The 23133-nt window shown below is 64.7% G+C and carries 23 protein-coding genes; all 23 read left to right on the top strand.

The genetic code is table 11. The annotated features are described in order from the left end of the window. Positions 1–65: 65 nt before the first annotated feature. The 23 genes from ACR0FC_RS15660 to ACR0FC_RS15550 all read left to right on the top strand — a co-directional run bounded on the left by ACR0FC_RS15660 (position 66) and on the right by ACR0FC_RS15550 (position 23131). Positions 66–1853 carry a NapC/NirT family cytochrome c gene (locus tag ACR0FC_RS15660; protein ID WP_170341770.1) on the top strand — a complete coding sequence of 596 codons (1788 nt, stop codon included), beginning with the start codon at positions 66–68 and terminating at the stop codon, positions 1851–1853. Between the two features lie 55 nt (positions 1854–1908). Beyond that, positions 1909–2316 (top strand): cupredoxin domain-containing protein, encoded by a 408-nt coding sequence (locus ACR0FC_RS15655; RefSeq protein ID WP_170341768.1) that lies wholly within the window; start codon positions 1909–1911, stop codon positions 2314–2316. Between the two features lie 213 nt (positions 2317–2529). Further along, positions 2530–3291 carry a uroporphyrinogen-III C-methyltransferase gene (gene cobA, locus ACR0FC_RS15650; protein ID WP_093963194.1) on the top strand — a complete coding sequence of 254 codons (762 nt, stop codon included), beginning with the start codon at positions 2530–2532 and terminating at the stop codon, positions 3289–3291. After that, a complete protein-coding gene (locus ACR0FC_RS15645; protein ID WP_217358653.1) occupies positions 3284–3634 on the top strand; it encodes a c-type cytochrome in 351 nt (116 codons plus the stop codon). Before cobA ends, ACR0FC_RS15645 begins: the two co-directional genes overlap by 8 nt. Further along, positions 3631–4779, top strand: coding sequence for a cytochrome D1 domain-containing protein (locus ACR0FC_RS15640; RefSeq protein WP_170341766.1), 1149 nt, complete (start codon positions 3631–3633; stop codon positions 4777–4779). The genes ACR0FC_RS15645 and ACR0FC_RS15640 overlap by 4 nt, the downstream gene beginning before the upstream one ends. A 3-nt stretch (positions 4780–4782) precedes the next feature. Beyond that, positions 4783–5772, top strand: coding sequence for a siroheme decarboxylase subunit beta (gene ahbB / locus ACR0FC_RS15635; RefSeq protein WP_170341764.1), 990 nt, complete (start codon positions 4783–4785; stop codon positions 5770–5772). Continuing rightward, complete coding sequence (locus tag ACR0FC_RS15630; protein ID WP_170341762.1) at positions 5769–6221, top strand: Lrp/AsnC family transcriptional regulator; 453 nt, start codon at positions 5769–5771, stop codon at positions 6219–6221. The genes ahbB (ACR0FC_RS15635) and ACR0FC_RS15630 overlap by 4 nt, the downstream gene beginning before the upstream one ends. After that, positions 6218–6700: a siroheme decarboxylase subunit beta gene (ahbB, locus tag ACR0FC_RS15625; RefSeq protein ID WP_170341759.1), complete on the top strand. Its 483-nt coding sequence runs from the start codon at positions 6218–6220 to the stop codon at positions 6698–6700. The genes ACR0FC_RS15630 and ahbB (ACR0FC_RS15625) overlap by 4 nt, the downstream gene beginning before the upstream one ends. A gap of 5 nt (positions 6701–6705) precedes the next feature. Continuing rightward, positions 6706–7920, top strand: a complete 1215-nt coding sequence (gene nirJ, locus ACR0FC_RS15620; protein ID WP_170341757.1) for a heme d1 biosynthesis radical SAM protein NirJ — start codon at positions 6706–6708, stop codon at positions 7918–7920. 43 nt (positions 7921–7963) lie between these two features. Continuing rightward, positions 7964–9499 carry a nitrite reductase gene (locus ACR0FC_RS15615; RefSeq protein WP_170342003.1) on the top strand — a complete coding sequence of 512 codons (1536 nt, stop codon included), beginning with the start codon at positions 7964–7966 and terminating at the stop codon, positions 9497–9499. Then, on the top strand, positions 9456–9719 hold the full coding sequence (locus tag ACR0FC_RS15610) for a hypothetical protein (protein ID WP_005977208.1): 264 nt from the start codon (positions 9456–9458) through the stop codon (positions 9717–9719). The genes ACR0FC_RS15615 and ACR0FC_RS15610 overlap by 44 nt, the downstream gene beginning before the upstream one ends. Before the next feature lie 119 nt (positions 9720–9838). Further along, the gene (locus ACR0FC_RS15605; RefSeq protein ID WP_254437826.1) at positions 9839–10303 is read left to right on the top strand and encodes a DUF2946 family protein; all 465 of its coding nucleotides are present in this window, start codon (positions 9839–9841) and stop codon (positions 10301–10303) included. Continuing rightward, positions 10294–12474, top strand: a complete 2181-nt coding sequence (locus ACR0FC_RS15600) for a 4Fe-4S binding protein (RefSeq protein WP_170341755.1) — start codon at positions 10294–10296, stop codon at positions 12472–12474. Before ACR0FC_RS15605 ends, ACR0FC_RS15600 begins: the two co-directional genes overlap by 10 nt. A gap of 14 nt (positions 12475–12488) precedes the next feature. Further along, entirely contained in the window at positions 12489–14396 is a 1908-nt protein-coding gene (nosZ, locus tag ACR0FC_RS15595; protein WP_170341753.1) for a TAT-dependent nitrous-oxide reductase, read from the top strand. Between the two features lie 3 nt (positions 14397–14399). Further along, on the top strand, positions 14400–15656 hold the full coding sequence (locus tag ACR0FC_RS15590; RefSeq protein WP_170341751.1) for a nitrous oxide reductase family maturation protein NosD: 1257 nt from the start codon (positions 14400–14402) through the stop codon (positions 15654–15656). Next, positions 15646–16539, top strand: a complete 894-nt coding sequence (locus ACR0FC_RS15585) for an ABC transporter ATP-binding protein (protein ID WP_170341750.1) — start codon at positions 15646–15648, stop codon at positions 16537–16539. The genes ACR0FC_RS15590 and ACR0FC_RS15585 overlap by 11 nt, the downstream gene beginning before the upstream one ends. Then, entirely contained in the window at positions 16536–17357 is an 822-nt protein-coding gene (locus tag ACR0FC_RS15580) for an ABC transporter permease (RefSeq protein ID WP_005977220.1), read from the top strand. The genes ACR0FC_RS15585 and ACR0FC_RS15580 overlap by 4 nt, the downstream gene beginning before the upstream one ends. Beyond that, positions 17354–17872, top strand: a complete 519-nt coding sequence (locus tag ACR0FC_RS15575; protein WP_170341748.1) for a nitrous oxide reductase accessory protein NosL — start codon at positions 17354–17356, stop codon at positions 17870–17872. The genes ACR0FC_RS15580 and ACR0FC_RS15575 overlap by 4 nt, the downstream gene beginning before the upstream one ends. Beyond that, a complete protein-coding gene (locus tag ACR0FC_RS15570; RefSeq protein WP_170341746.1) occupies positions 17869–18768 on the top strand; it encodes an FAD:protein FMN transferase in 900 nt (299 codons plus the stop codon). Before ACR0FC_RS15575 ends, ACR0FC_RS15570 begins: the two co-directional genes overlap by 4 nt. A 112-nt stretch (positions 18769–18880) precedes the next feature. After that, positions 18881–19912, top strand: a complete 1032-nt coding sequence (locus tag ACR0FC_RS15565; RefSeq protein ID WP_093963209.1) for a LacI family DNA-binding transcriptional regulator — start codon at positions 18881–18883, stop codon at positions 19910–19912. A gap of 98 nt (positions 19913–20010) precedes the next feature. Beyond that, positions 20011–21312, top strand: coding sequence for an ABC transporter substrate-binding protein (locus ACR0FC_RS15560; protein WP_170341744.1), 1302 nt, complete (start codon positions 20011–20013; stop codon positions 21310–21312). A 108-nt stretch (positions 21313–21420) separates the two neighbouring features. Further along, positions 21421–22287: a carbohydrate ABC transporter permease gene (locus ACR0FC_RS15555; RefSeq protein WP_093963211.1), complete on the top strand. Its 867-nt coding sequence runs from the start codon at positions 21421–21423 to the stop codon at positions 22285–22287. Between the two features lie 13 nt (positions 22288–22300). Continuing rightward, a complete protein-coding gene (locus ACR0FC_RS15550) occupies positions 22301–23131 on the top strand; it encodes a carbohydrate ABC transporter permease (RefSeq protein ID WP_093963212.1) in 831 nt (276 codons plus the stop codon). The last annotated feature ends 2 nt before the right edge of the window (positions 23132–23133 follow it).

The following is a 23133-nucleotide window of genomic DNA, read 5'->3' as shown; positions in this document are numbered from 1 at the left end:
ACCTCAGCCAATTTCACCGGCCTGACACCCAAGGCCAGACAAGACAGCCAAAACGGAGCCTGGACATGACCCAGTCCGAACCGGAAAAGAAAAAACCGATCTGGCGCCGGTATTTCCTGTGGGGAATGCCCGTGGCCGGCATCGCCGCCGCCTTTGTCGCCGGCATCATCTTCTGGGGCGGGTTCAACACCGCCATGGAAGCCACCAACACCGAGAAATTCTGTGTCTCGTGCCATGAGATGCGCGACTACATCTATACCGAGTACAAGGGCACGATCCATGACGTGAACCGCTCGGGCGTGGGCGCGGTCTGTTCGGACTGCCACGTGCCCAAGGACTGGACCCACAAGATCATCCGCAAGATCAAAGCGTCGAGAGAGCTGTACGGCAAGATGGTCGGCTCGATCAGCACGCCCGAGAAGTTTGAGGCCAAGCGCATCCACCTGGCCATGAACGAATGGCAGCGGATGAAAAAGACCGACTCGCGCGAGTGCCGCAACTGCCACGATTTCGAGTCGATGATGCCCGAGTTCCAGAAGCCCCGCGCCCGGCAGCAGCACCTGAACGCGATGGAGGTCGGCCAGACCTGCATCGACTGCCACAAGGGTATCGCACACTCGAACATCCGTGACCGCGCACCCGAAGATTTCCTGGAAGAGCTCGAAGCCCCGAACCCGGATTTCGCCCGTCCGATCCCGCCGGAATACCTGGCCAGCCTGGAACGGATCGAAGCCAAGGAGGCCGCCGAGGCCGAAGCCGAGAAAGCCGCCCGCAAGGCCCAGCAGGAGGCTGTGCAGGCGCAGATCGCCGCCGCGGTCGACGCTGCAGTGGCCGAGGAGCGCGCCAAGGCCGATGGCACCGCAACCGACGCCGCGGCTTCGGGCGGCAGCGACGTGGGCGGCAACATCGACTGGAACGCCGTGGCCAGCACCGATCTGAAACTGTTCTATCCGGGACAGGCTTCGTTCGAATGGGTACAGAACGGCAAGACCCACGGCGGCGCACGCCCGCTGACCAAGGGTGGCGACCAGTGCTCGACCTGCCACGCCAAGGAGCTGGACGCGATCGGCAACAAGATCGTCGCCGGCGGTGATCTCGAACCGACCCCGATCCCCGGCAAGCGCGGGGTGATCGACGCCACAGTTCAGGCCGCGCATGACGACGAAAACCTGTATATCCGGCTGCAATGGGCGGATGCGGGTCACAATCCCGTGCCCTTCGTCGACGGCGGCAAGATGGACCCGGACAACCCGATCAAGGTCGCCATGATGATCACCGGTACCGGGATCGAGCTGGGCGAACAGGTGGGGTGCTGGGCCTCGTGCCACGCCGACAACACCTATATGCCCTTTGCGCCCGATGCCGAAACCATCGCCGCCAACCCGGACGTGGCCGCGCGCCTGACGGCCAAGGACACCGTCACCAAGTACATCAGCGAAAGCCGCACCGAGGTCGAAGTCAAAGGCCGGCGCGGCAAGCCGCTGGGCGGCTGGGACAAGCTGCAGGCCGAAGAGCAGATCGCGCAGTACCTGCAGGACGGCACTTTCCTTGACCTGATGCGCGTCTATGCCGACGGCAGCGCCACCAACGGCTATCTGCTGGAACAGCGCGTGGTCAATGATGGCGAGATCTCGGCCTCGGCCAGCCTGTCGGGCGGCATGTGGACGGTGGTATTCTCGCGTCCGCTGAACTCGGGCGCGCCGGGCGACGTCCCGCTGGAGCCGGGCAAGACCTACACGGTGGGCTTTGCCATCCACGATGACCATACGGCGGCGCGGTTCCACCACGTCACGCTGAACACCAGCCTCGCGCTGGATGACGACAGCGCCGAAATCAACGTGGTCAAACAGTAGCGAAAAGGGGGCCGGCAATCCGGCCCCTTTTCCACAGCCGAGGAGACATGCGACCATGACGACCAAGCCCCATCTGACCGCAGTCCTGGCCCTTGTTGCGGCCCTGCCGGCCCTGGCCGATGAAACCGACCAGATCTGCGCCGAGGCCGAGGCGCGCTATGTCGAACTCTTCGGCGAACCCTCTGACGCAGCGCAGGATGCCGAGGTGGTGCTGATGTACAAGTACAACTTCTGCCCGGCCCGGATCACGGTCAAGCCCGGCACCACGGTTCGCTGGGTCAACGTGGACAAGCGCACCAGCCATTCGGTGCTGTTAAAGGACGGCAGCCAGCCCGAATCCGACCGCATCTTCCCCGAGGAGTCGGTCGAGATGACGTTCCTTGAGCCCGGCCCGCAGGACTATCTGTGCGGCCCTCATTGGGAAACCCAGAACATGGTCGGTATGGTCACCGTCGAACCCTGAACGCAGGCAGACATACAGGCAAACAACAGGAGCGCGGGCGCAAATCCCGCGCTCCTTAACTTATGTCAAGGAGGCCCCTTTGCGAATGCGCCAGTCTGCGGCCATGACACGCCCGGCCACCCCAGCAATGTCCCGATCCGCCGCTCTGTCCGCGCTCGGAACCTACCGGAACACCCGGGTCCCGATGACATTCAGACCAAGCGAGATTGCACCATGAGCGGTAAGGTTTTTCTGATCGGCGCCGGACCCGGAGACCCCGAGTTGATGACCCTGCGCGCCCTGCGGATGCTGCGCGAGGCGGATGTGGTGGTCTACGACCGCCTGGTCTCGGACGAGATCCTGGCCATGCACGCCCCCGGCGCGCGGCTTATCCCCGTGGGCAAGGCGCCCAAATGCCATACCGTGCCGCAGGACCGGATCAACCAGATCCTGCTGGAACAGGCCCGCGCGGGCCACAGGGTTGCCCGCCTCAAGGGGGGCGATCCGATGATCTTTGGCCGCGGTTCGGAAGAGGCGGCGTTTCTGACGGACCATGGCATCGCCGTGGAATACGCGCCCGGCATCACCGCGGCGCAGGGGGCAAGCTGTTCGACCGGCGTGCCGCTGACCCATCGCGGGTTGGCCACATCGGTGCAATATGTCACCGGCCATCGTCAGGCCGACAAGGTGTTGGACCTCGACTGGAAGCGCCTGGCGGACCCTGACACCACCCTGGTCATCTACATGGGCGTCGCCAATATCGGCCAGATCGCCATGGGCCTGATGACCGAGAATCTGCCGGGATCGACCCCCGTCCTGGCCGTCGGCAAGGCGACCACCCCGGACGAGCGCCGCCTTGTCTCGCGTCTGGACCGTGTCGCCGCCGACGTGCGCGCGGCCGGTCTGGCCGCCCCTACCCTGTTCATCATCGGCAAGGTCGTGTCGCTGTATGCCGAACGGCCCGTTGCCGAGTTGCTGGAGCACGCTCATGGCTAGGACTCTGCCCATTGAACCGGCCCGCCGGGACTGGCCCGGGCGCGCGGTGCTGACCGCCGCCGTGCTGGTTGCCACCTCGGCCTTTGCCGCCGACACGCTGGATCCCAACGCGTTGAAACGTTTGGTGCATCAGGATTGCGGGTCCTGCCACGGACTGACCCTGAAAGGCGGGCTGGGCCCCGATCTGCGTGCGGGAAACCTGCAGCACTATGACCCCGAAATCCTGACCGGCGTAATCCTGGACGGCATCCCCGACACGGCCATGCCGCCCTGGCGGCCCCTTATCACCGAGGAAGAGGCCGAATGGATCACCCGTTATCTGCTGAAACCGGAGGCGCAATGAAACAGTTTGTCCTTGGCCTCGCGGCATCGCTGCTGATGACCGCAGCCCATGCCGAACCCACCGCCACCGGAGACCTGGGGCTGGTGATCGAGCGGGCCGCCGGTTCGGTCCTGCTGGTCGATCAGTCCGACCGCGCCGCGCTGGCACGGATCGAGGGGCTGGGCGATCTGTCCCATGCCTCGCTGGTCTATTCGCCGGATGAACGTTTTGCCTATGTGTTCGGGCGCGACGGCGGGCTGACCAAAGTCGATATCGTGACCCGTCAGATCGCCAAGCGCGTCGTACAGGCCGGCAACGCCATCGGTGGGGCGATCTCTGACGATGGCAAGCTGGTGGCGGTGTCGAATTATGAACCCGGCGGGGTGCGCGTCTTTGACGCCGACACGCTGGATCTGGTGGCCGACATCCCTACCGGCAGCAAGACCATCGGCCTTGTCGATGCACCCGGCCGCCGTTTCGTGTTCACCATGTGGGATACGGGCGAGACCTGGATCGCCGATTTCGCCCGCGGCACCGACCCTCAGATCACCAAGATCACCGACATGGGTAAAAATCCTTATGACGCACTGATCACCGCCAATGGCCGCACCTACATCACCGGCCTGTTCGGGCAGGACGGGCTGACCGCTCTGGATTTGTGGGACGACACGCCCGAACCGATCCGGGTGCTGCCCGGTTATGGGCGCGGCCAACAAGAGATGCCCGTCTACAAGATGCCCCATCTGGAAGGCTGGGCGCATACGGGCGCCGAATTCGTATTGCCGGCCGTCGGCCATCACCAAGTGCTCTGGGTCGATGCCGACACACTCACGGAAACCGGGCGCACCCAGACGTATGGCCAGCCCGTCTTTGCCATGGCGCGGCCCGACGGCCGGCAGGTCTGGGTGAACTTCGCCCACCCGCTGAACGACACGATCCAGGTGATCGACACGGTCAGCAAACAGGTCATCCACGAGTTCAAACCCGGCCCGGCGGTGCTGCACATGGAGTTCACCCCGCGTGGGCACGAGGTCTGGATCAGCGTGCGCGATGCCAACAAGATCATGGTCTATGACACCCACAGCTTTGAAAAGCTGCGGGAAATCCCGGCCGACAGCCCCTCGGGCATCTTCTTCACCGCGCGTGCGCACAGAACGGGGCTGTAAGCGATGTGCCATATCACCGACCCGATCGACCGCAGGCTGCTGGACGACTGGCAGCGCTATTTTCCCGTCACCGACCGACCGTTCCAAGTGCTGGCCGCGGCGCTGGGGCTGGATGAGGCCGAGGTGATCGACCGCCTAGACCGCATGCGCGCCGCCGGGCGCATCACCCGCGTCGGCGCGACGGTCGCGCCCGGCGTGGCCTCGGCCAGCACGCTGGCCGCCGTCGCCGCGCCCGAGGACAAGGTGGAACAGATCGCCGCCCTGATCGACGCCGAGCCGGGCGTGAACCACAATTACCAGCGCGAGGATGACTGGAACCTGTGGTTCGTAGCCACTGGCCCCGACCGAGCGCATGTGGACGCCACCCTGGCCCGGATCAGCGACCGCACCGGGCTGCGCGTGCTGGACCTGCGTCTGGTCCGCCCGTTCAACGTCGATCTGGGTTTTCGCATGTCCGATTGTTCGCGCCGCGTGCCTCGGCCGCGTACGGTCGACCGGAGCGTTCTGCGGCAAGGCGACCGCGACATCCTGCAGGCGCTCAGCGCGGGGCTGCCGCTGATGGCCGACCCCTACGCGGCGCTGGCCCAATCCCTGAACCGGGCCCCCGAAGACGTGATGGACCGTATCCGGGGGTTGCACAAGGCCGGCGTCATCTCACGCCTTGGGGTCATCGTGCGGCATCGGGCGTTGGGGTGGTCGGCCAACGCCATGGTCGTGTGGGACCTGCCCGCCGACCGGATCGACCACGCGGGCCCCGCACTGGCCGCGCATCCCGGCGTGACCCTGTGCTATGAACGCCAGCCGGTCGAGGGCGTGTGGCCCTATCGGCTCTACTCCATGATCCACGCCCGGTCGCGCTCCGAGGCGCGGGGTATCCTGGCCGGCGCCGCCGCCCTGCCCGAACTGGCGGGCGCCGCGCACAAGGTTCTGTTCTCGACCCGGTGCTTCAAACAGACCGGCGCATTGATCAAACCGAAAGAGGCCGCCGCATGACCCCGCTGGACGACACCGACCGCCGCCTGCTGAACCGCCTGCAGGAGGACCTGCCGCTGACCCCCCGCCCCTATGCCGAAGTGGCGGCCGAACTGGGGATCACCGAACAGGACCTACTGGACCGGCTGGCGCGGATGAAGGCCGACCGGGTCATCACCCGGTTCGGCCCGTTCTTCGACGCCGCCGCCATGGGAGGGGATTTCTGCCTGTGCGCCATGGCTGTGCCCGAGGCCGAGTTTGAAACCGTCCTGACCAAAATCAATGCGCACCCCGAGGTGGCGCATAATTATGAACGCACGCACCGGCTGAACATGTGGTTCGTTCTGGCGACCGAAACGCCCGAGGCGATCACCGCCACGGCCGACGCGATCGAACGCAAGACGGGACTCACGGTTCACCGGTTCCCGAAACTGCAGGAATTTTTCATCGGCTTCCGGGTGGCAGCATGATCGACGCAACCGACAGACGGATCATCGAGGCTCTCCAAGGCGGGCTGCCCCTGGTGCCCGCGCCCTATGCGCAGGTCGCCGACGATCTGGGGATCGAGGAAGCCGCCCTGCTGGATCGGCTGGCCACGTTGAAGGCGCGCGGAGTGATCCGGCGGATCGCCGCGGCCCCCAACCACTACAAGCTGGGCATGACATCGAACGGCATGACGGTCTGGGACGTGCAGGACGACCTGATCGGCGAACTCGGCGCGCAAATCGGAGCGCTACCCTTTGTCACCCATTGCTACGAACGGCCCCGCGCTCTGCCCGACTGGCCCTACAACCTGTTCGCCATGGTTCACGGCAGCTCGCCCGATGAGGTCGAACAGAAACGCGGCCAGATCGCCGCAATCCTTGGATCGGCCTGCCGGGGCAGCGACATCCTCTATTCCACGCGCATCCTGAAGAAAACCGGGCTGCGCCTGAAAGCGAAAGGCTGAGACCAATGTTCCGCCTGACCGAATACATGCAGCAGCTTGTCAACCCGACGCCGGTGCGCAAACGCCGCCCCGGACCGGTGAAGCCGGTGGTGATCTGGAACCTGACCCGGCGCTGCAACCTGAAATGCCGCCATTGCTACACCGTGTCTGCGGATGTGGCCTTCCCGGGCGAGCTCAGCCACGAGCAAGCCATGGTCACCCTTGAGGATCTGGGCCAGTTTCGCGTCCCGGCCCTGATCCTCTCGGGCGGGGAGCCATTGGACCGGTTCGATTTCTTCGACATCGCCCGACGCGCGCGCCAGCTGGTGCCGATGCTGGCCCTGTCGACCAACGGCACGCGGATCCACGACGAAACGGCCGACATGATCGCCGACGTGGGCTTCAACTATGTCGGCATCTCGCTCGACGGGATCGGGGCCACGAATGACTGGTTTCGCGGGGTCGAGGGCGCCTTTGATGACGCCCTGCGCGGCGTGCGCGAATGCAAGAAACGCGGCATCAAGGTGGGCCTGCGGTTCTGCCTGACCGAAGGCACCCAGCACCACCTGCCCGACCTGCTGAAACTGTGCGACGACGAGGGGGTGGACAAGTTCTATCTCTCGCATCTGGTCTATGCCGGGCGCGGCGACAAGAACCGGGGCGAGGACGCGGAACATCAGCGCACCCGGCAGGGGCTCGACCTGTTGCTGGCCCGCGCATGGGAGGCCGCCTCGGGCGGACGCCCGCTGGACATCGTGACCGGCAACAACGACGCGGATGCCGGGTATTTCCTGAACTGGGCCGCCGCCCGGTTCGACGCCGACGCCGTCGCGCATGTGCGCGAGCACCTGGCCCATTGGGGCGGCAATTCCAGCGGTCTGGGCGTAGCCAATATCGACAATCTGGGCCGCGTCCATCCCGACACCTACTGGTCGGACTACACGGTGGGCAACGTCAAACTCACTCCGTTTTCCGAGTTGTGGTCCGGGGATGACCCGATGCTGGCCCTGCTGCGCACACGGCCGCGCCCGTTGAAGGGGCGGTGCGGCGCCTGCCGGTTGCAGGATGTCTGCGGCGGCAACACCCGCATCCGGGCCCTGCAGCTGACCGGCGACCCGTGGGCCGAAGATCCGGCCTGCTACCTGACCAATGACGAAATCGGCGTGGACAGCGCGGGCGAGCGCCTGCAGGTCACGCCTTTCCGGGGGAAAAGCCATGATCCGGCGCATCAGTTCTTCTGACGACCGCTGCCCTGACGCATCGAACAATGCCGCGCGCGGACGCATGACCCGCGCCACGACGGTCGCCGCGATGTGCTCGGTTCTGGCGGGCGGATTGGCATTGGCCGACCCGGCGGCGGATTACGCCGAGCATTGCGCCAGCTGCCATGGCGAGGCGCGGCTGGGCGGCGTCGGCCCGGCGCTGATCCCCGAAACTCTCAAACGCATGCGCGGCCCCCGCGTGGCCGCCGTCATCGCCGAAGGGCGCCCCGCGACCCAGATGCCTGCCTTCGCGCACGAGCTGGACTCACTTCAGATCGAGGAACTGGCGGGCTGGCTGAAATCTCCGCTGGAGGTCGACCCCGAATGGGATGCCGAACAGATCATGGCCAGCCGCACGCTGGATGCCGATTACGCACCGGTCGATGCGCCGGTTTGGGACAGCGACCCGATGAACATCACGCTGGTGGTGGAAACCGGCGATCACCATGTCAGCGTTCTGGACGGCGACACGTTCGAGGTTCTGGACCGGTTCGAAACCCCCTTTGCCGTGCATGGCGGCCCCAAGTTCAGCCCCGATGGGCGCTATGTGTTCATCATGTCGCGCGATGGCTGGGTGCAGAAATACGACATTTGGGCGCTGAAACAGGTGGGCCGTATCCGCGCCGGCCTGAACAGCCGCAACATCGCCATGTCGGGCGACGGCAAGTGGCTGGCCGTGGCGAACTATCTGCCCAACAGCCTGACCCTGCTGTCGACCGAGGATCTGTCGGTGGCCAAGGTGGTCGAGGTCAAGGGCAAGCAGGGCAAGCCCAGCCGGGTCTCGGCTGTGTACCAGGCCCCGCCGCGCGAAAGCTTCGTGCTGGCGCTCAAGGACGTGCCCGAGATCTGGGAAGTGTTCTATGGCGACAACCCGCCGCAATTCGGGCTGGGCCATGATTTCCGGATCGAGGGGCAGTTCAAGAACCCCGACCCCTTCCCCGTCCGCAAGATCACCACGCCCGACTATCTGGACGATTTCTTTTTCGACCAGAGCTATGAATACGTCATGGGCGCGTCGCGCGATGGCAAGGGCGGTCAGGTGATCGACCTCGTGATCGGGCAGAAAGTGGCGGATCTGGACCTGCCCGGCATGCCGCATCTGGGCTCGGGCATCACCTGGCAGCGGGGTGGCACCACGGTGATGGCAACGCCGCACCTGACCGAAGGCACCATCTCGGTCATCGACATGGGCACATGGGAAACGATCAAGCGGATCGAGACCGAAGGCCCGGGCTTTTTTATGCGCAGCCACAAGAACTCGCTCTATGTCTGGGCCGACGTGTTTTTCGGCCCCAACAAGGACGCGATGCATGTAATCGACAAGCAGAGCCTCGCGATCGTCAAAACCCTGCGGCCCGCGCCGGGCAAGACCGTGGCGCATGTGGAATTCACCCGCGACGGCGCCCATGCGCTGGTGTCGATCTGGGAGGATGACGGCGCGGTGATCGTCTATGACGCGCAGACGCTCGAGGAAATCAAACGCCTGCCAATGCGCAAACCTTCGGGGAAATACAATGTCTGGAACAAGATCACCTTCTCGGAAGGCACCAGCCACTGACAGGCGCTGGCCGGTCTGGAAACTGGCCATTCTGTTGTATCCGGCGACGGCGCTGACCGTCGCCATCAACCTGTTTCTGGCCGGGTTGATCGCCCATGCGCTGGGGTTCGGCGCAGTTACACCGGTGGCCGCGCTGATCTGGTGTGTGCCCCTTGGGGTTCCGGCCAGCTGGCTGGCGGGGCGCTGGGTGCGGCGGCTGATGGATGAGGCCGACGGCTGATCCCGAGCGAACTGCCCAGGGCCGAAGTGCCATTTTTTTGACCACCTGATCGAAGTCAAGTCGTGCCGCCTGCCAATCCCTTACGACTCGGGCAACATCAAATTCGAGTCGGAGTCTCCATGCCCGCCGCCCGCCAAAACCACAGCCTCCCGGTCCGCGCGACACGCGTGGCAGCTGGGCTGGCGGGCATCTTTCTTTTGATGTTGCAGGTGCTTGGGCCAGCGCTGGCGAGTCCCGGCCAGGGCACCTGGATGGAGATCTGCTCGGAGGCAGGAGCGGTCTGGGTCCAGGTGGACCTGGAAGACGACACCGGCGACCCGACCGCGCCCTGCCCGAAATGCGCCGATTGCGCCCTGTGCGCGATTACGGCGGCGGCACCGGCCCCGGACCTGCCGCAGGTGCAACAGCCCGGGTTTGTACAAATCCCACGGTGTGCGTTCACTGATCTGTTGGATCTGTACAACTTCGAACGGCTGTGGCCCGAAACCCGCGGCCCCCCGGCCGCGCCCGAAATCAGAACCGATCGCGCGTCGCGCGCGTCCACGGCGTCAACCCGAACCGAAGGAGGTGCGCCGTGGTCGTGACCCGCGCAGCCCATTTCCTTGTTGCCCTTGTCCTGTCCTGCCTGCTGGCGCTTGGCGCGCGGGCCGACAGCCTGGCCAGTTTCCTGCCCGAGATCGAACCCGCCGAACTGTCGCCCGGTGCCGATGCCATTGGTCCGGTGCGTGATGACGTGCCGGTGGCCCCGGTGCTGAAAGGCGGCGAAACCATCGCCTGGGCCTTTCTCACATCCGATTTCGTGGGCACCACCGGCTATTCCGGCAAGCCCATTCACGTCGTCGCCGCCATCGACGGTGATGCGGTGCTGACCGGCGTCAAGCTGGTCAAACACTCCGAACCCATCGTTCTGATCGGCATTCCCAACGCGCGCATGGTCGAGCTGACCGAAGGCTATGCCGGTCTGGACCTCAAACGCGAGGTCGAGACAGGCGGCGAGGGACATGATCTGGACATCATCTCGGGTGCGACCGTGACGATCATGGTGATCGATGACAGCCTTGTGCGCGGCGGCATCAAGGTGGCCCGCGCCTTGGGTCTGGGCGGTCTGTCCGAAGTGCAGGCTGACGGCCCCCAGCGCGAAGTCGATTTGACCAAGGCCGATACCCATGACTGGTCAACGCTCTCGGGCGACGGCTCGACCCGGCGGCTGACGCTGGACGTGGGTCAGGTCAACGCCGCCTTCGAGGCCACCGGCGACCAGCGCGCGATCAAGCGCCCCGAGAAGGGCAACCCCGAGGACACCTTCATCGACATGCATGTGGCGCTGGTCTCGGTGCCTTCGATCGGCAAGTCGCTGCTGGGCGAGGCCGAGTACCAGAACCTGGTCAACTGGCTGGACGAGGGCGAACACGCGATCTTGGTGCTGGGCCGCGGCAAGTACAGCTTCAAGGGCTCGGGCTATGTGCGCGGCGGGATCTTCGACCGGATCCAGCTGATCCAGGACGACAATTCGGTACGGTTCTTCGACCGTCAGCACCGTCGCCTGGGCACGGTGGCCGCCGAGGATGCGCCCAGCTTTACCGAGCTGGACATCTTCAAGATCCCCGCCGATGCCGAGTTCGACCCGACCGAACCGTTCCGCCTGCAACTGCTGGTGCAGCGGGCCATCGGCGCGGTGGAAAAGACCTTCCTGACCTTTGATCTGGGTTACAATCTGCCCGAACAATACCTGTTGCCGGTCGCGGCGGCGCCCAAGGTCGTGAACGATGCCACAGGCGAGGCCGTCGCCAAGTCGGCCCTGTGGCAGCGCATCTGGAAGGACCGCCAGGTCGAGATCGCCGTCTTGGGCGCCATGCTGCTGGTGCTGACGATCACTTTCTTCTTCCAGTTCCACGCCACGATGAACGCGCGGGTCTTCTACTGGTTCCGCATCGGGTTCCTGACGATGACACTGTTCTTCATCGGCTGGTACGCGAATGCGCAGCTGAGCGTGGTGAACATCATGGCGCTGGCCGGCAGCCTGCGCGGCGGCTTCACCTGGGATGCCTTTCTGCTGGACCCGCTGGTGTTCATCCAATGGTTTGCCGTGGCCGCCGCGCTGCTGTTCTGGGGGCGCGGGGCCTATTGCGGCTGGCTCTGCCCCTTCGGTGCCCTGCAAGAGCTGACCAACAAGATCGCCCGCGCGCTGAAAGTGCCGCAATGGATCCTGCCCTGGGGCCTGAACGAGCGCCTGTGGCCGATCAAGTACATGATTTTCCTGGCGCTGTTCGGCCTGAGCATGGTGTCGATCCCGCTGGCCGAGAAATATGCCGAGGTCGAACCGTTCAAGACCGCGATCATCCTGAAATTCATGCGCGATTGGCCCTTCGTGGTCTTTGCGGTGGGTCTGCTGGTAATAGGTCTGTTCATCGAACGGTTCTATTGCCGCTATCTGTGCCCTCTGGGCGCGGCGCTGGCGATACCCGCCCGCATCCGCATGTTCGACTGGCTGCGCCGCTACAAGGATTGCGGCAACCCCTGTCAGACCTGCGCCAACGAATGCCCCGTTCAGGCCATCCACCCCTCCGGCGAGATCAACCCGAACGAGTGCGTCACCTGCCTGCATTGTCAGGTGCTCTATCAGTCCGAGAGCAAATGTCCCGTCGTCATCCGCCAACTGAAACGGCGGGCCAAGACCGGGTCGGTCAAGATCAAGACCCCCCTCGGACAACCACCGGCGAACCATCCGAACGCCAAACCGCAAACCGTTTCCTAAAAGGAGGAACGACCATGTCGGACCACGACACCAAACTGAACATCACCCGCCGCGGGATGCTGGGGGCCACGGCCACCGGGGCCGTGCTGGCCGGAACCGGCCTTGGGTCCACGATGATGACCGCCAAACAGGCCAGCGCCGCGGCCAAGGTCGAACTGGCGCCAGGCGAGTTGGACGAATATTACGGCTTCTGGTCTTCGGGCCAGACTGGCGAGCTGCGCATCATGGGCTTCCCCTCCATGCGCGAACTGATGCGGGTGCCGGTGTTCAACCGCTGCTCGGCCACCGGATGGGGCCAGACCAACGAGTCGCTGAAGATCATGACCGAAGGCCTTCTGCTGGAAACCAAGGAGTTCCTGGCCAAGCGCGGCATGAAAACCTATGACAACGGCGACCTGCACCACCCGCACATGTCGTTCACCGACGGCACCTATGACGGCCGTTATCTTTTCATGAACGACAAGGCCAACACACGCGTGGCCCGCGTGCGCTGCGACGTGATGAAATGCGACAAGATCATCGAGATCCCCAACGCCAAGGCGATCCACGGTCTGCGCCCGCAGAAATTCCCGCGCACCGGCTATGTCTTTGCCAATGGCGAGGACGAAACCCCGCTGATCAACGACGGCAGCGTGCTGGACGATCCGTCGCAATACGTCAACATCTTCACCGCCATCGACGGTGACACGATGGAGATCGCCTGGCAGGTGATGGTGTCGGGCAACCTCGACAACACCGATTGCGACTATCAGGGCAAATACGCCTACTCGACCTCGTACAACTCGGAAATGGGCATGAACCTGGCCGAGATGACCGAGAGCGAGATGGACCACGTCGTCGTCTTCAACCTCAAGGAAATCGAGGCCGGCATCGCCGCGGGCGACTATCAGGAGATCAAGGGCGTCAAGGTTCTGGACGGGCGCAAGGGGTCGAACAAGAAGTATACCCGCTACATCCCGATCCCGAACTCGCCGCACGGCATCAACACCGCACCCGACGGCAAGCACGTCTGCATCAACGGCAAGCTGTCGCCGACCGTGTCGATCATGGACGTGACCAAGCTCGATGCCCTGTTCGAAAGCGACGCCGATCCGCGGTCGTGCATCGTGGGCGAGCCGCAGCTGGGCCTTGGCCCGCTTCACACCGCCTATGACGGTCAGGGCAACGCCTTCACCACGCTGTTCCTGGACAGCCAGATCGTCAAATGGAACCTCGACAAGGCCATCCGCGCCTACAACGGCGAGGACGTCGACCCGATCATCTCGAAGGTGGATGTGCACTACCAGCCGGGCCACAACTCGACCTCGATGGGTGAAACCAAAGAGGCCGACGGCAAGTGGCTGATCTCGATGAACAAGTTCTCGAAGGACCGGTTCCTGAACACCGGCCCGCTCAAGCCCGAGAACGAGCAGGTGATCGACATCTCGACCGACGAGATGAAGGTGGTGCATGACGGCCCGACCTTTGCCGAGCCGCATGACTCGATCATCGTGCGCCGCGACATCGTCAACCCGGTCAACGTCTGGGACCGCAACGACCCGACCTGGGAAGATGCGCGCAAACAGGCCGAGGCCGATGGCGTCGATCTGGAGGAAGGCGCCGAAGAGCCGATCCGCGACGGCAACAAGGTGCGGGTCTACATGGTCTCGCAGGCGCCGACCTTCAGCCTCGAGAAGTTCACCGTCAAACAGGGCGACGAGGTCACGATCTACGTCACCAACCTGGATGACGTGGACGATGTGACCCACGGCTTCTGCCTGGGCAACTACGGCATCGCCTTCGAGGTCGCGCCACAGGCCACCGCCTCGATCACCTTCACTGCCGACCGTCCGGGCGTGCACTGGTTCTATTGCCAGTGGTTCTGCCACGCGCTGCACATGGAAATGCGCGGCCGGATGCTGGTCGAACCGCAGGGAGCCTGACCCATGCGCTGGCCCCTGCTCATCCCGCTTCTGCTCGGCTCGCCGCTTTGGGCGGCGGACTGGGACGTGCCCAACCGGGCGGGGGCCATCACTGAGACACTGGCGCAGGCGGCGGATGGCGACACCCTCCGCCTGAGCCCCGGCGTCTATGCCGAACGCTTGGTTCTGGACCGGCCCGTCACCATCGACGGGCAGGGCCAGGCCACCATCGACGGACAAGGCACCGGCAGCGTCATCACCGTGACCGGACCCGACATCAACCTGCGCGGCCTGACCGTGATCGGGTCGGGGTCGGACCATGGTGAGATCGACAGCGGCATCCAACTGACCAAGACGGCCCGCGCCGCCGTGGTGGAAAACAACGTGCTGCTGGGCAATCTCTATGGCATCGACATCCACGGTGCCGATGACAGCATCGTGCGCGGCAACCGCATCGAGGGCCGGCAGGACCGCCGGATGAACGACCGCGGCAACGGTGTTTATGTCTGGAACGCGCCGGGCGCGGTGGTCGAAGGCAATGACATCCGCTTTGGCCGCGACGGGATCTTCGTGAACTCGTCGAAGAAAAATACCTTCACCGGCAACACTTTCCGCGACCTGCGGTTTGCCGTGCACTACATGTATGCCGACGATTCCATCGTCAGCGACAATGTCTCGATCGGCAACGATCTGGGCTATGCGGTGATGTTCACCTCGAACGTGCAGGTGATCAACAACGTCTCGGTCGGCGACCGCGAACACGGGGTCATGCTGAACTATGCCAATGACAGCGTGATCTCGGGCAACGTGGTGAAAGGCGCCAAGGAGAAGTGCACCTTTCTGTACAATTCCAACAAGAACGAATTCACCGACAACTGGTTCGAAGGCTGCGGCATCGGGATTCATTTCACCGCCGGCAGCGAACGCAACCGTATCGTCGGCAACGCCTTTGTCGGCAACCGGACACAGGTGAAATACGTCTCGACCAAATGGGTCGAGTGGTCGGAAGACGGCCGCGGCAACTACTGGTCCGATTTTGCCGCGTATGACGTGAACGGCGACGGCATCGCCGATGCCCCCTATCGCCCCAACGATAGCATGGACCATGTGCTGTGGACCCAACCCGCAGCCAAGCTGCTGCTCGGCTCGCCCGCCGTGCAGCTGGTGCGCTGGTCGCAATCGGCCTTCCCGGCGCTGCTGCCGGGTGGCGTGATCGACAGCCACCCCTTGATGCAAGCCCCTCAACCCCCAGCCATGAAAAAGGTGCCTCATGACGGATAAGGCCCTGTCCATCGAAACGGTCTGCAAGGATCGCGGCAAGACCCGCGTTCTGAGCGATATCTCCCTGACGCTCGAGCCCGGACAGCGCGTGGCGCTGCTGGGCCACAACGGCGCCGGAAAATCCACCCTGATCAAGTCGATCCTGGGCCTGACACCCATCCAGGCCGGCACGATCCGCATCGGCACCGCCGCCCCTGGCAGCGCGCAGGCGCGTCGCGACACGGCCTATCTGCCCGAGGCGGTCTCGTTCCACCCGGCCCTGACCGGGCGCGAGCAACTGACCCTGTTTGCCAAGCTGTCAGGCACCCGCGCCGACGTGCCCGCCCTGCTGGATCGTGTCGGGCTGGGCGACGCGATGGACCGCCGGATCGGCGCCTATTCCAAGGGGATGCGGCAGCGGCTGGGCCTTGCGCAGGTGCTGCTGGGCCAGCCGAAACTGGCGCTGCTGGACGAACCCACCTCGGGATTGGACCCAATCTCCCGCCAGGACCTGTACGCCATCATCGACGAGCTGGCCGCGCAGGGCACCGCCGTGCTGATCGCCAGCCACGCCCTGACCGAGGTCGAGGCCCGCACCGACCGCATCGCCATCATGCGCAAGGGGCGGATGGTGGCCGATGACACGCTGGCCAACCTGTCGGCGCTGGCAGGGTTGCCGATCCGGCTGCGGGTCCGCGCCCGCGCCAATGCCGACGCGCTGGCCGCCGAACTGGGCGGCAACCGGATCAACGGCGCCTCGGTCGAGCTGCTGTGTTCGCCCGCCGACAAGATGCAGGCGCTGCGCCGCATCGCCGGGCTGGGCGATGCCGTGGCCGACCTCGAGATGACCCCGCCCAAGCTGGAAGACCTCTATCGCCACTATGCTCAGGAGGCGCTGCAATGACCCGTTTCCTTGCCATCACCCGTACCGAGATGCTGATCCTGCGCCGTAACCGCTGGCTGCTGGTGGCGACGCTGATCATGGTTCTGTTCGCGCTGGCCCTGACCTTTGCCGGAAGCGCGCCCACCGGCACGCTGGGGGTCGACATGCTGACGGTGTCGGTCGCCTCGATGACCACGCTTTCGGTATATCTTGCGCCGTTGCTGGCGCTGATGATTTCCTTTGACGCCATCGCCGGTGACGTGGACCGGGGCAGCCTGTCGCTGCTTCTGTCCTACCCGGCGGGGCGCGGGGAAATTCTGCTGGGCAAATTCACCGCCCACCTGGCGGCGCTGGCCTTCGCCATGACGGTCGGTTTCGGCACCGCCGGGGCGGTCGCTGCGTGGTTCGGCGGCGCGGGCGCGGACAGCCTGTTCGCGCTTGGCCGCCTGATCGTCACCTCGATCCTGCTGGGCGCCGTGTTTCTGGCGCTGGGATACCTGCTGTCCGCCCTGGCGAGGGGCGCAACGGCGGCGGCAGGTCTGTCGGCCGGGCTCTGGCTGGTCTTCGTCGTCCTCTATGATCTTGGGCTGTTGGGAGCCGTCGTCATGGACAAAGGCGGCGTCTTCACCCAATCCGTCTTTCCCTGGGTGATGGTGGCCAACCCGGCCGACGCGTTCCGTCTGTGGAACATCGCCGCGACCGAGGGCGTGGCCATGGCGTCCGGCATGACCGGCGCGGCGCAGGCCCTGCCCGCCTGGGCGGCGCCCGCCTCGCTGCTGGTCTGGCCGATTCTGGGCTTTGCCCTTGCACGGCTGGCCTTCCGGAGGGTCGAGCCATGACCCGCCTTGCTCTGATCGCGCTGATCGCGCTGGCGGCCTGCAAGGATGAACAGGCAGCCGCCCCGCCGGATCCGGTCGATCTGACCGATACCGCGCTCAGCTATTTCTGCCAGATGAACGTGGCCGAACACGGCGGTCCCAAGGGGCAGATCCATCTGGAAGGCTATCCCGCGCCACTGTTCTTTGCGCAGGTGCGCGACATGGTGGCCTATCTCAAAAGCCCCGAGCGGGATGCCGAGATCACCGCGGTCTATGTCAGCGACATGGGCGCGGCCCCCAGCTGGCACGAGCCGGGCATATCGAACTGGATCGCCGCCGATCAGGCCACCTTCGTGGTGGGCGCCGGCGTGGCCGGCGGCATGGGCGCGCCCGAGATCGTGCCCTTTGCCACGCTGGACGCCGCCGCGCGGTTCATCGAAACCTACGGCGGCACCGCCCTGCCCCTGACCGACATTCCCGACGACGCGGCGCTTGGGCCCGTCGATCTGACGCAATCCCTGGAGACACCCGCATGACCCCCCTGTCCCGCCGCCGTTTCCTGGCCATCTCGGCCGCCTGCGCCGCCTTGCCGACCGTGGCGCGCGCCGCCCCGGTTGCCCGCTGGCGCGGCACCGCGCTGGGGGCACCCGCCAGCCTGCAGCTGGTCGGGCTGAGTGACGCGCAGGCCGCGCCGATCATCGCCGCGCTCGAGGCCGAACTGGACCGGCTGGAGAACATCTTCAGCCTGTACCGCCCGGACTCGCAGCTGAGCCGCCTGAACCGTGACGGTACCCTGCCCGCCCCGGCGCCGGAACTGCTGCAGGTGCTGACCCAAAGCGCCGCCTTGCATGACGCGACCGGCGGTGCCTTCGACCCGACCGTTCAACCGCTGTGGATGGCGCTGGCCAACGACGCGCCGGATGCCGAAGTGGAACGGTCGCGGGCGCTGGTCGGGTGGCAGGGGGTTTCGGTTTCGACCGAAGCGATCCGCCTGCCCCATCCTAGCCGCGCGGCGCTGACGCTGAATGGCATCGCTCAGGGTGCTGTGACCGACCGCATCGCGGCGCTGTTGCGGGCGCAGGGGCTGACCGATGTGCTGGTCGACATGGGCGAGATCGCCGCCATCGGCAGCCGCGACGACGGGTCGGACTGGCGCGTCGGCCTGGCCGGCCCCGAAGGCGTGACACGGCGCATCGAACTGCGCGACCGGGCGGTGGCAACCTCGGCCCCCGATGCGACACAACTGGCCGGGCGTCATGGCCACATTCTGGGCCCGCAGGGTCAGCCGGTCCGACATCGGGCGGTTTCGGTCTCGGCCCCTGACGCGGCGCTGGCCGACGGGTTGTCGACCGCGCTGTGCCTGCTGCCCGCCGACCGGATCGCGCCGGTTCTGCAACGCTTCCCTGAGGCCCGGCTAGAGATGCTGATCTGACCGGAATGGCCGTCCCGGAACTCTGCCGTTGAAATTTGTCGCGCGATAAGAAAAGGTAAAACACCGACAAATTCAGAGTGGCGCGGGCCGTGTCCCGCGCCAGAGGCAAGGCATGGCACCCAGAAAAATCCGGAACATGGAGGAGTTCGCCGCCGTCAGCGGGATTTCGCGCCCGACGGTCTCGAAATACTTCAACGATCCCGACAGCGTCCGTCGGTCGACCCGCGAACGGATCGAGCAGGCGCTGGAGCGGTTCGACTATCGCCCCAACATCTTTGCCATGAACCAGAACCGCAAGCTGACCAAGAATGTCGGCATCGTAGTGCCCTATCTGGCCGACCCGTTCTTTGCCGAGATCGCCCGCAACATCGAGGAAAAATGCATCGAGGCCGGGTTCCGCCCGACGCTCTACAGCGCCTATGGCGACCCCGCGCAGGAGGCCGAGATCCTCGACAGCCTGCGCGCGCTGAAACCGGCCGGCGTGCTGCTGGCGCCGCTGGGGCGCGATTCCGACCGGTCGTTCATCGAGAAATTCTGCAAGGACATTCCCACCATCCTGTTCGACAGCAACCTGGAGGGTATGGGCGCGGCCTTTGTCGGGTCGGACAATGCCAGCTTCATCGAACAGACCGTCGATTACCTGTGCCGCAGCGGCGAGCCGCCCGCGTTCTTCGAGATGCGCCACCCCGCCAACCCCAACGCCAACAAACGTCGAATCGCCTATGTCAAGAAGATGGAGAGCCTGGGCTTTGAGCCGCAGGTGATCAAGGTCGACGGGCGCGGCTGGGGATTCGAGGAAATCGGCCGCGAGGGCGCATTCAAGCTGTTGGAGCAGCCCAGGCTGCCCTCGCGCACCATTCTGTGCAGCAACGACCGGCTGGCCATCGGGTTCCTGTCGGCCTGCTATGAAAAGGGCCTGCGGGTCGGGTTGGGCGACGACTGCGACCTGCGCGTCGCCTCGCATGACGACCATCCGTTTTCCAAGTTCACCTGCCCGTCGCTAACCACCGCGGCGCATGACTACAACGCGGTGTCGAATCGCTCCGTCGAGACGCTGACGCAACTGGTCGAATCCGGCGGGCGGCTGAGCGCGCGCACCGAAACCCTGTTTCCCGCGCGTCTGATACTGCGGAGTTCGGCCTGATTTTCGACACCTTTTTTACGCGCGTAAAATTTTAGTTGACGCGCGCCAAATAATTCGTGATGCTTTCCTCCAGGTAATTCGACACCAGGGAGGAAAGAATGTACCTGAAATCCGTTCTATGGGCGGCAAGCGCAGCGGCTTTGACCGCCGGCGCCGCAACTGCAGAGACGATCACGATCGCCACCGTAAACAACGGCGACATGATCCGGATGCAGAAATACACCGACAAGTTCACCGAAGCGACCGGCCACGAGGTGGAATGGGTCACTCTGGAAGAGAACGTATTGCGCCAGCGTGTGACCACCGACATCTCGACCAAGGGCGGCCAGTTCGACATCATGACCATCGGCATGTACGAAACGCCGATCTGGGGCGCGAACGGCTGGCTTGTGCCGCTGGACGGTATGTCCGCGGAATATGACGTGGACGACATCCTGCCCGCGATGCGCGGCGGCCTCAGCCACGACGGCACGCTGTATGCGGCGCCGTTCTATGGCGAAAGCTCGATGATCATGTACCGCACCGACCTGATGGAGAAGGCCGGTCTGGAGATGCCCGAGGCACCAACCTGGCAGTTTATCCGCGAAGCGGCGGCTGCGATGACGGACCGCGACAACGACATCAACGGCATCTGCCTGCGCGGCAAGGCCGGTTGGGGTGAGGGCGGCGCCTTCATCACCGTAACCGCGAACTCGTTCGGCGCGCGCTGGTTCGATGAAGACTGGAAACCCCAATTCGATCAGCCCGAGTGGAAAGAGGCGCTGACCTTCTTCGTCGACATGATGAACGAATCCGGTCCCGCCGGGTATGCCACCAACGGCTTCAACGAGAACCTGTCGCTGTTCCAGCAGGGCAAATGCGGCATGTGGATCGACGCCACCGTTGCCGCATCTTTCGTGACCAACCCCGACGACTCGACTGTCGCCGATCAGGTTGGATTTGCTCTGGCGCCGAACTCGGAAGGCGTTGACAAGCGCGCCAACTGGCTGTGGGCCTGGGCCCTGGCCATTCCGGCCGGCACCCAGAAAGAGGACGCCGCCAAGCAGTTCATCGAATGGGCCACTTCGAAGGAATACATCGAACTGGTTGCCGAGAACGAGGGCTGGGCCAACGTTCCGCCGGGTGCGCGCACCTCGCTGTACGAGAACCCCGACTACAAGGACATCCCCTTCGCGCAGATGACGCTGAAGTCGATCCTTGCGGCCGATCCGGAAAACTGCTGCGTCAAGCCGACGCCGTATACCGGGATCCAGTTCGTCGCCATCCCCGAATTCGCGGGCATCGCCACCCAGGTGAGCCAGGAATTCTCGGCGGTCTATGCCGGACAGCAGTCGGTTGACGAAGCTCTGGCCAAGGCACAGGCCTTCACGGCCGAAGAAATGGAAGCCGCAGGGTACTGAGGCCTCCTCCCGGCGGGTGGGCAGGTTTCTGTCCCCCGCTCTCCCCCCTTCCACAACCCGTGTTAGTCTCGCAGGCAACAAGCCGCCTGAACAGAGAGGTCTTGCGTCATGGCAACTCAACACTCCCGATCCGTCGCACGCCTGATGATGGCCCCCGCCGTGGTCCTGTTGCTGGGCTGGATGCTGGTTCCGCTGACGATGACCCTGTATTTTTCCTTCAAGAAATACCTGCCGCTGCGCGGCGGTGATCTGGGTTGGGTCGGATTCGACAACTACGTCCGGTTCGTAACCTCAAGTTCCTTCTGGCCCGCCGTTCAGGCGACGCTGGTGATCGTGGGCGGTGTGCTGGCCATCACCGTGGTGCTGGGCATCCTGCTGGCGCTTCTGCTGGATCAGCCGATGTGGGGCCAGGGCGTCGTGCGCATTCTGGTGATCGCCCCGTTCTTCGTGATGCCCACCGTTTCGGCGCTGGTCTGGAAGAACATGTTCATGGATCCTGTCAACGGCCTGTTCGCCCATCTGTGGCGGTTCTTCGGGGCCGAGCCGATCTCGTGGCTGTCCGAGGCGTCGATGCCGTCGATCGTGATGATCGTGTCCTGGCAATGGCTGCCCTTTGCCACCCTGATCCTGCTGACCGCGATCCAGTCGCTGGACAGCGAACAGCTGGAGGCCGCCGAAATGGATGGCGCGCCGCCGCTGAAACGCTTCTTTTTCATCATCCTGCCGCATCTGAGCCGCGCGGTCACGATCGTCATCCTGATCCAGACGATCTTCCTGCTGTCGATCTTCGCCGAGATCTTCGTGACCACAGGCGGCGCCTTCGGCACCCGCACCCTGACCTACCTGATCTACCAGCGCGTGCTGGAAAGCCAGAATGTCGGGCTGGGCTCGGCCGGCGGGGTCTATGCCATCATCCTTGCCAATATCGTCGCCATCTTCCTGATGCGCATCGTCGGCAAAAACCTGGACGCGTGAGGAGGACGACATCATGGCCCGCACCGTCACCACACAACGCAAGCTGATCAATACCGCCTTTGCTTGGGCTGTCGGCCTGCTGATCTTCTTTCCGATCCTCTGGACGATCCTGACCAGCTTCAAGACCGAGGCCCAGGCCATCGCCAGCCCGCCGATCTTTCTGAACTTCGACTGGACGCTGGAAAACTATGCGGTGGTTCAGGAACGGTCGAACTACACGCGGTTTCTGTGGAACTCGATCATCATCGCGGGCGGGTCCACCCTGCTGGGCGTGATCGTCGCGGTGCCCGCCGCCTGGGCCATGGCCTTCGTGCCCTCGGCGCGCACCAAAGACATCCTGCTGTGGATGCTGTCCACCAAGATGCTGCCAGCGGTGGGGGTTCTGTACCCGATCTACCTGCTGTTCATCCAGCTGGGCCTGCTGGACAGCCGCGCCGGGCTGGTGGTGGTGCTGATGCTGATCAACCTGCCGATCATCGTCTGGATGCTGTACACCTATTTCCGCGAAATCCCCGGCGACATTCTGGAAGCCGCGCGCATGGACGGCGCCACGCTGAAAGAGGAAATCCTCTACATCCTGACGCCGATGGCGGTCCCGGGCATCGCCTCGACCGTGCTGCTGAATTTCATCCTGGCCTGGAACGAGGCGTTCTGGACCCTGAACCTGACCGCCGTCGACGCGGCCCCGCTGACCGCGTTCATCGCCAGCTATTCCAGCCCCGAGGGCCTGTTCTTCGCCAAGCTCAGCGCGGCATCGACCATGGCCATCGCCCCGATCCTGATCCTTGGGTGGTTCAGTCAGAAACAACTGGTCCGCGGCCTGACCTTCGGCGCCGTGAAGTAAGG

It is taken from the genome of Ruegeria sp. BB9, assembly GCF_056539345.1.
Note: the sequence above shows the minus strand (reverse complement) of the source record. Positions and strands in the feature narration are given on the sequence as shown.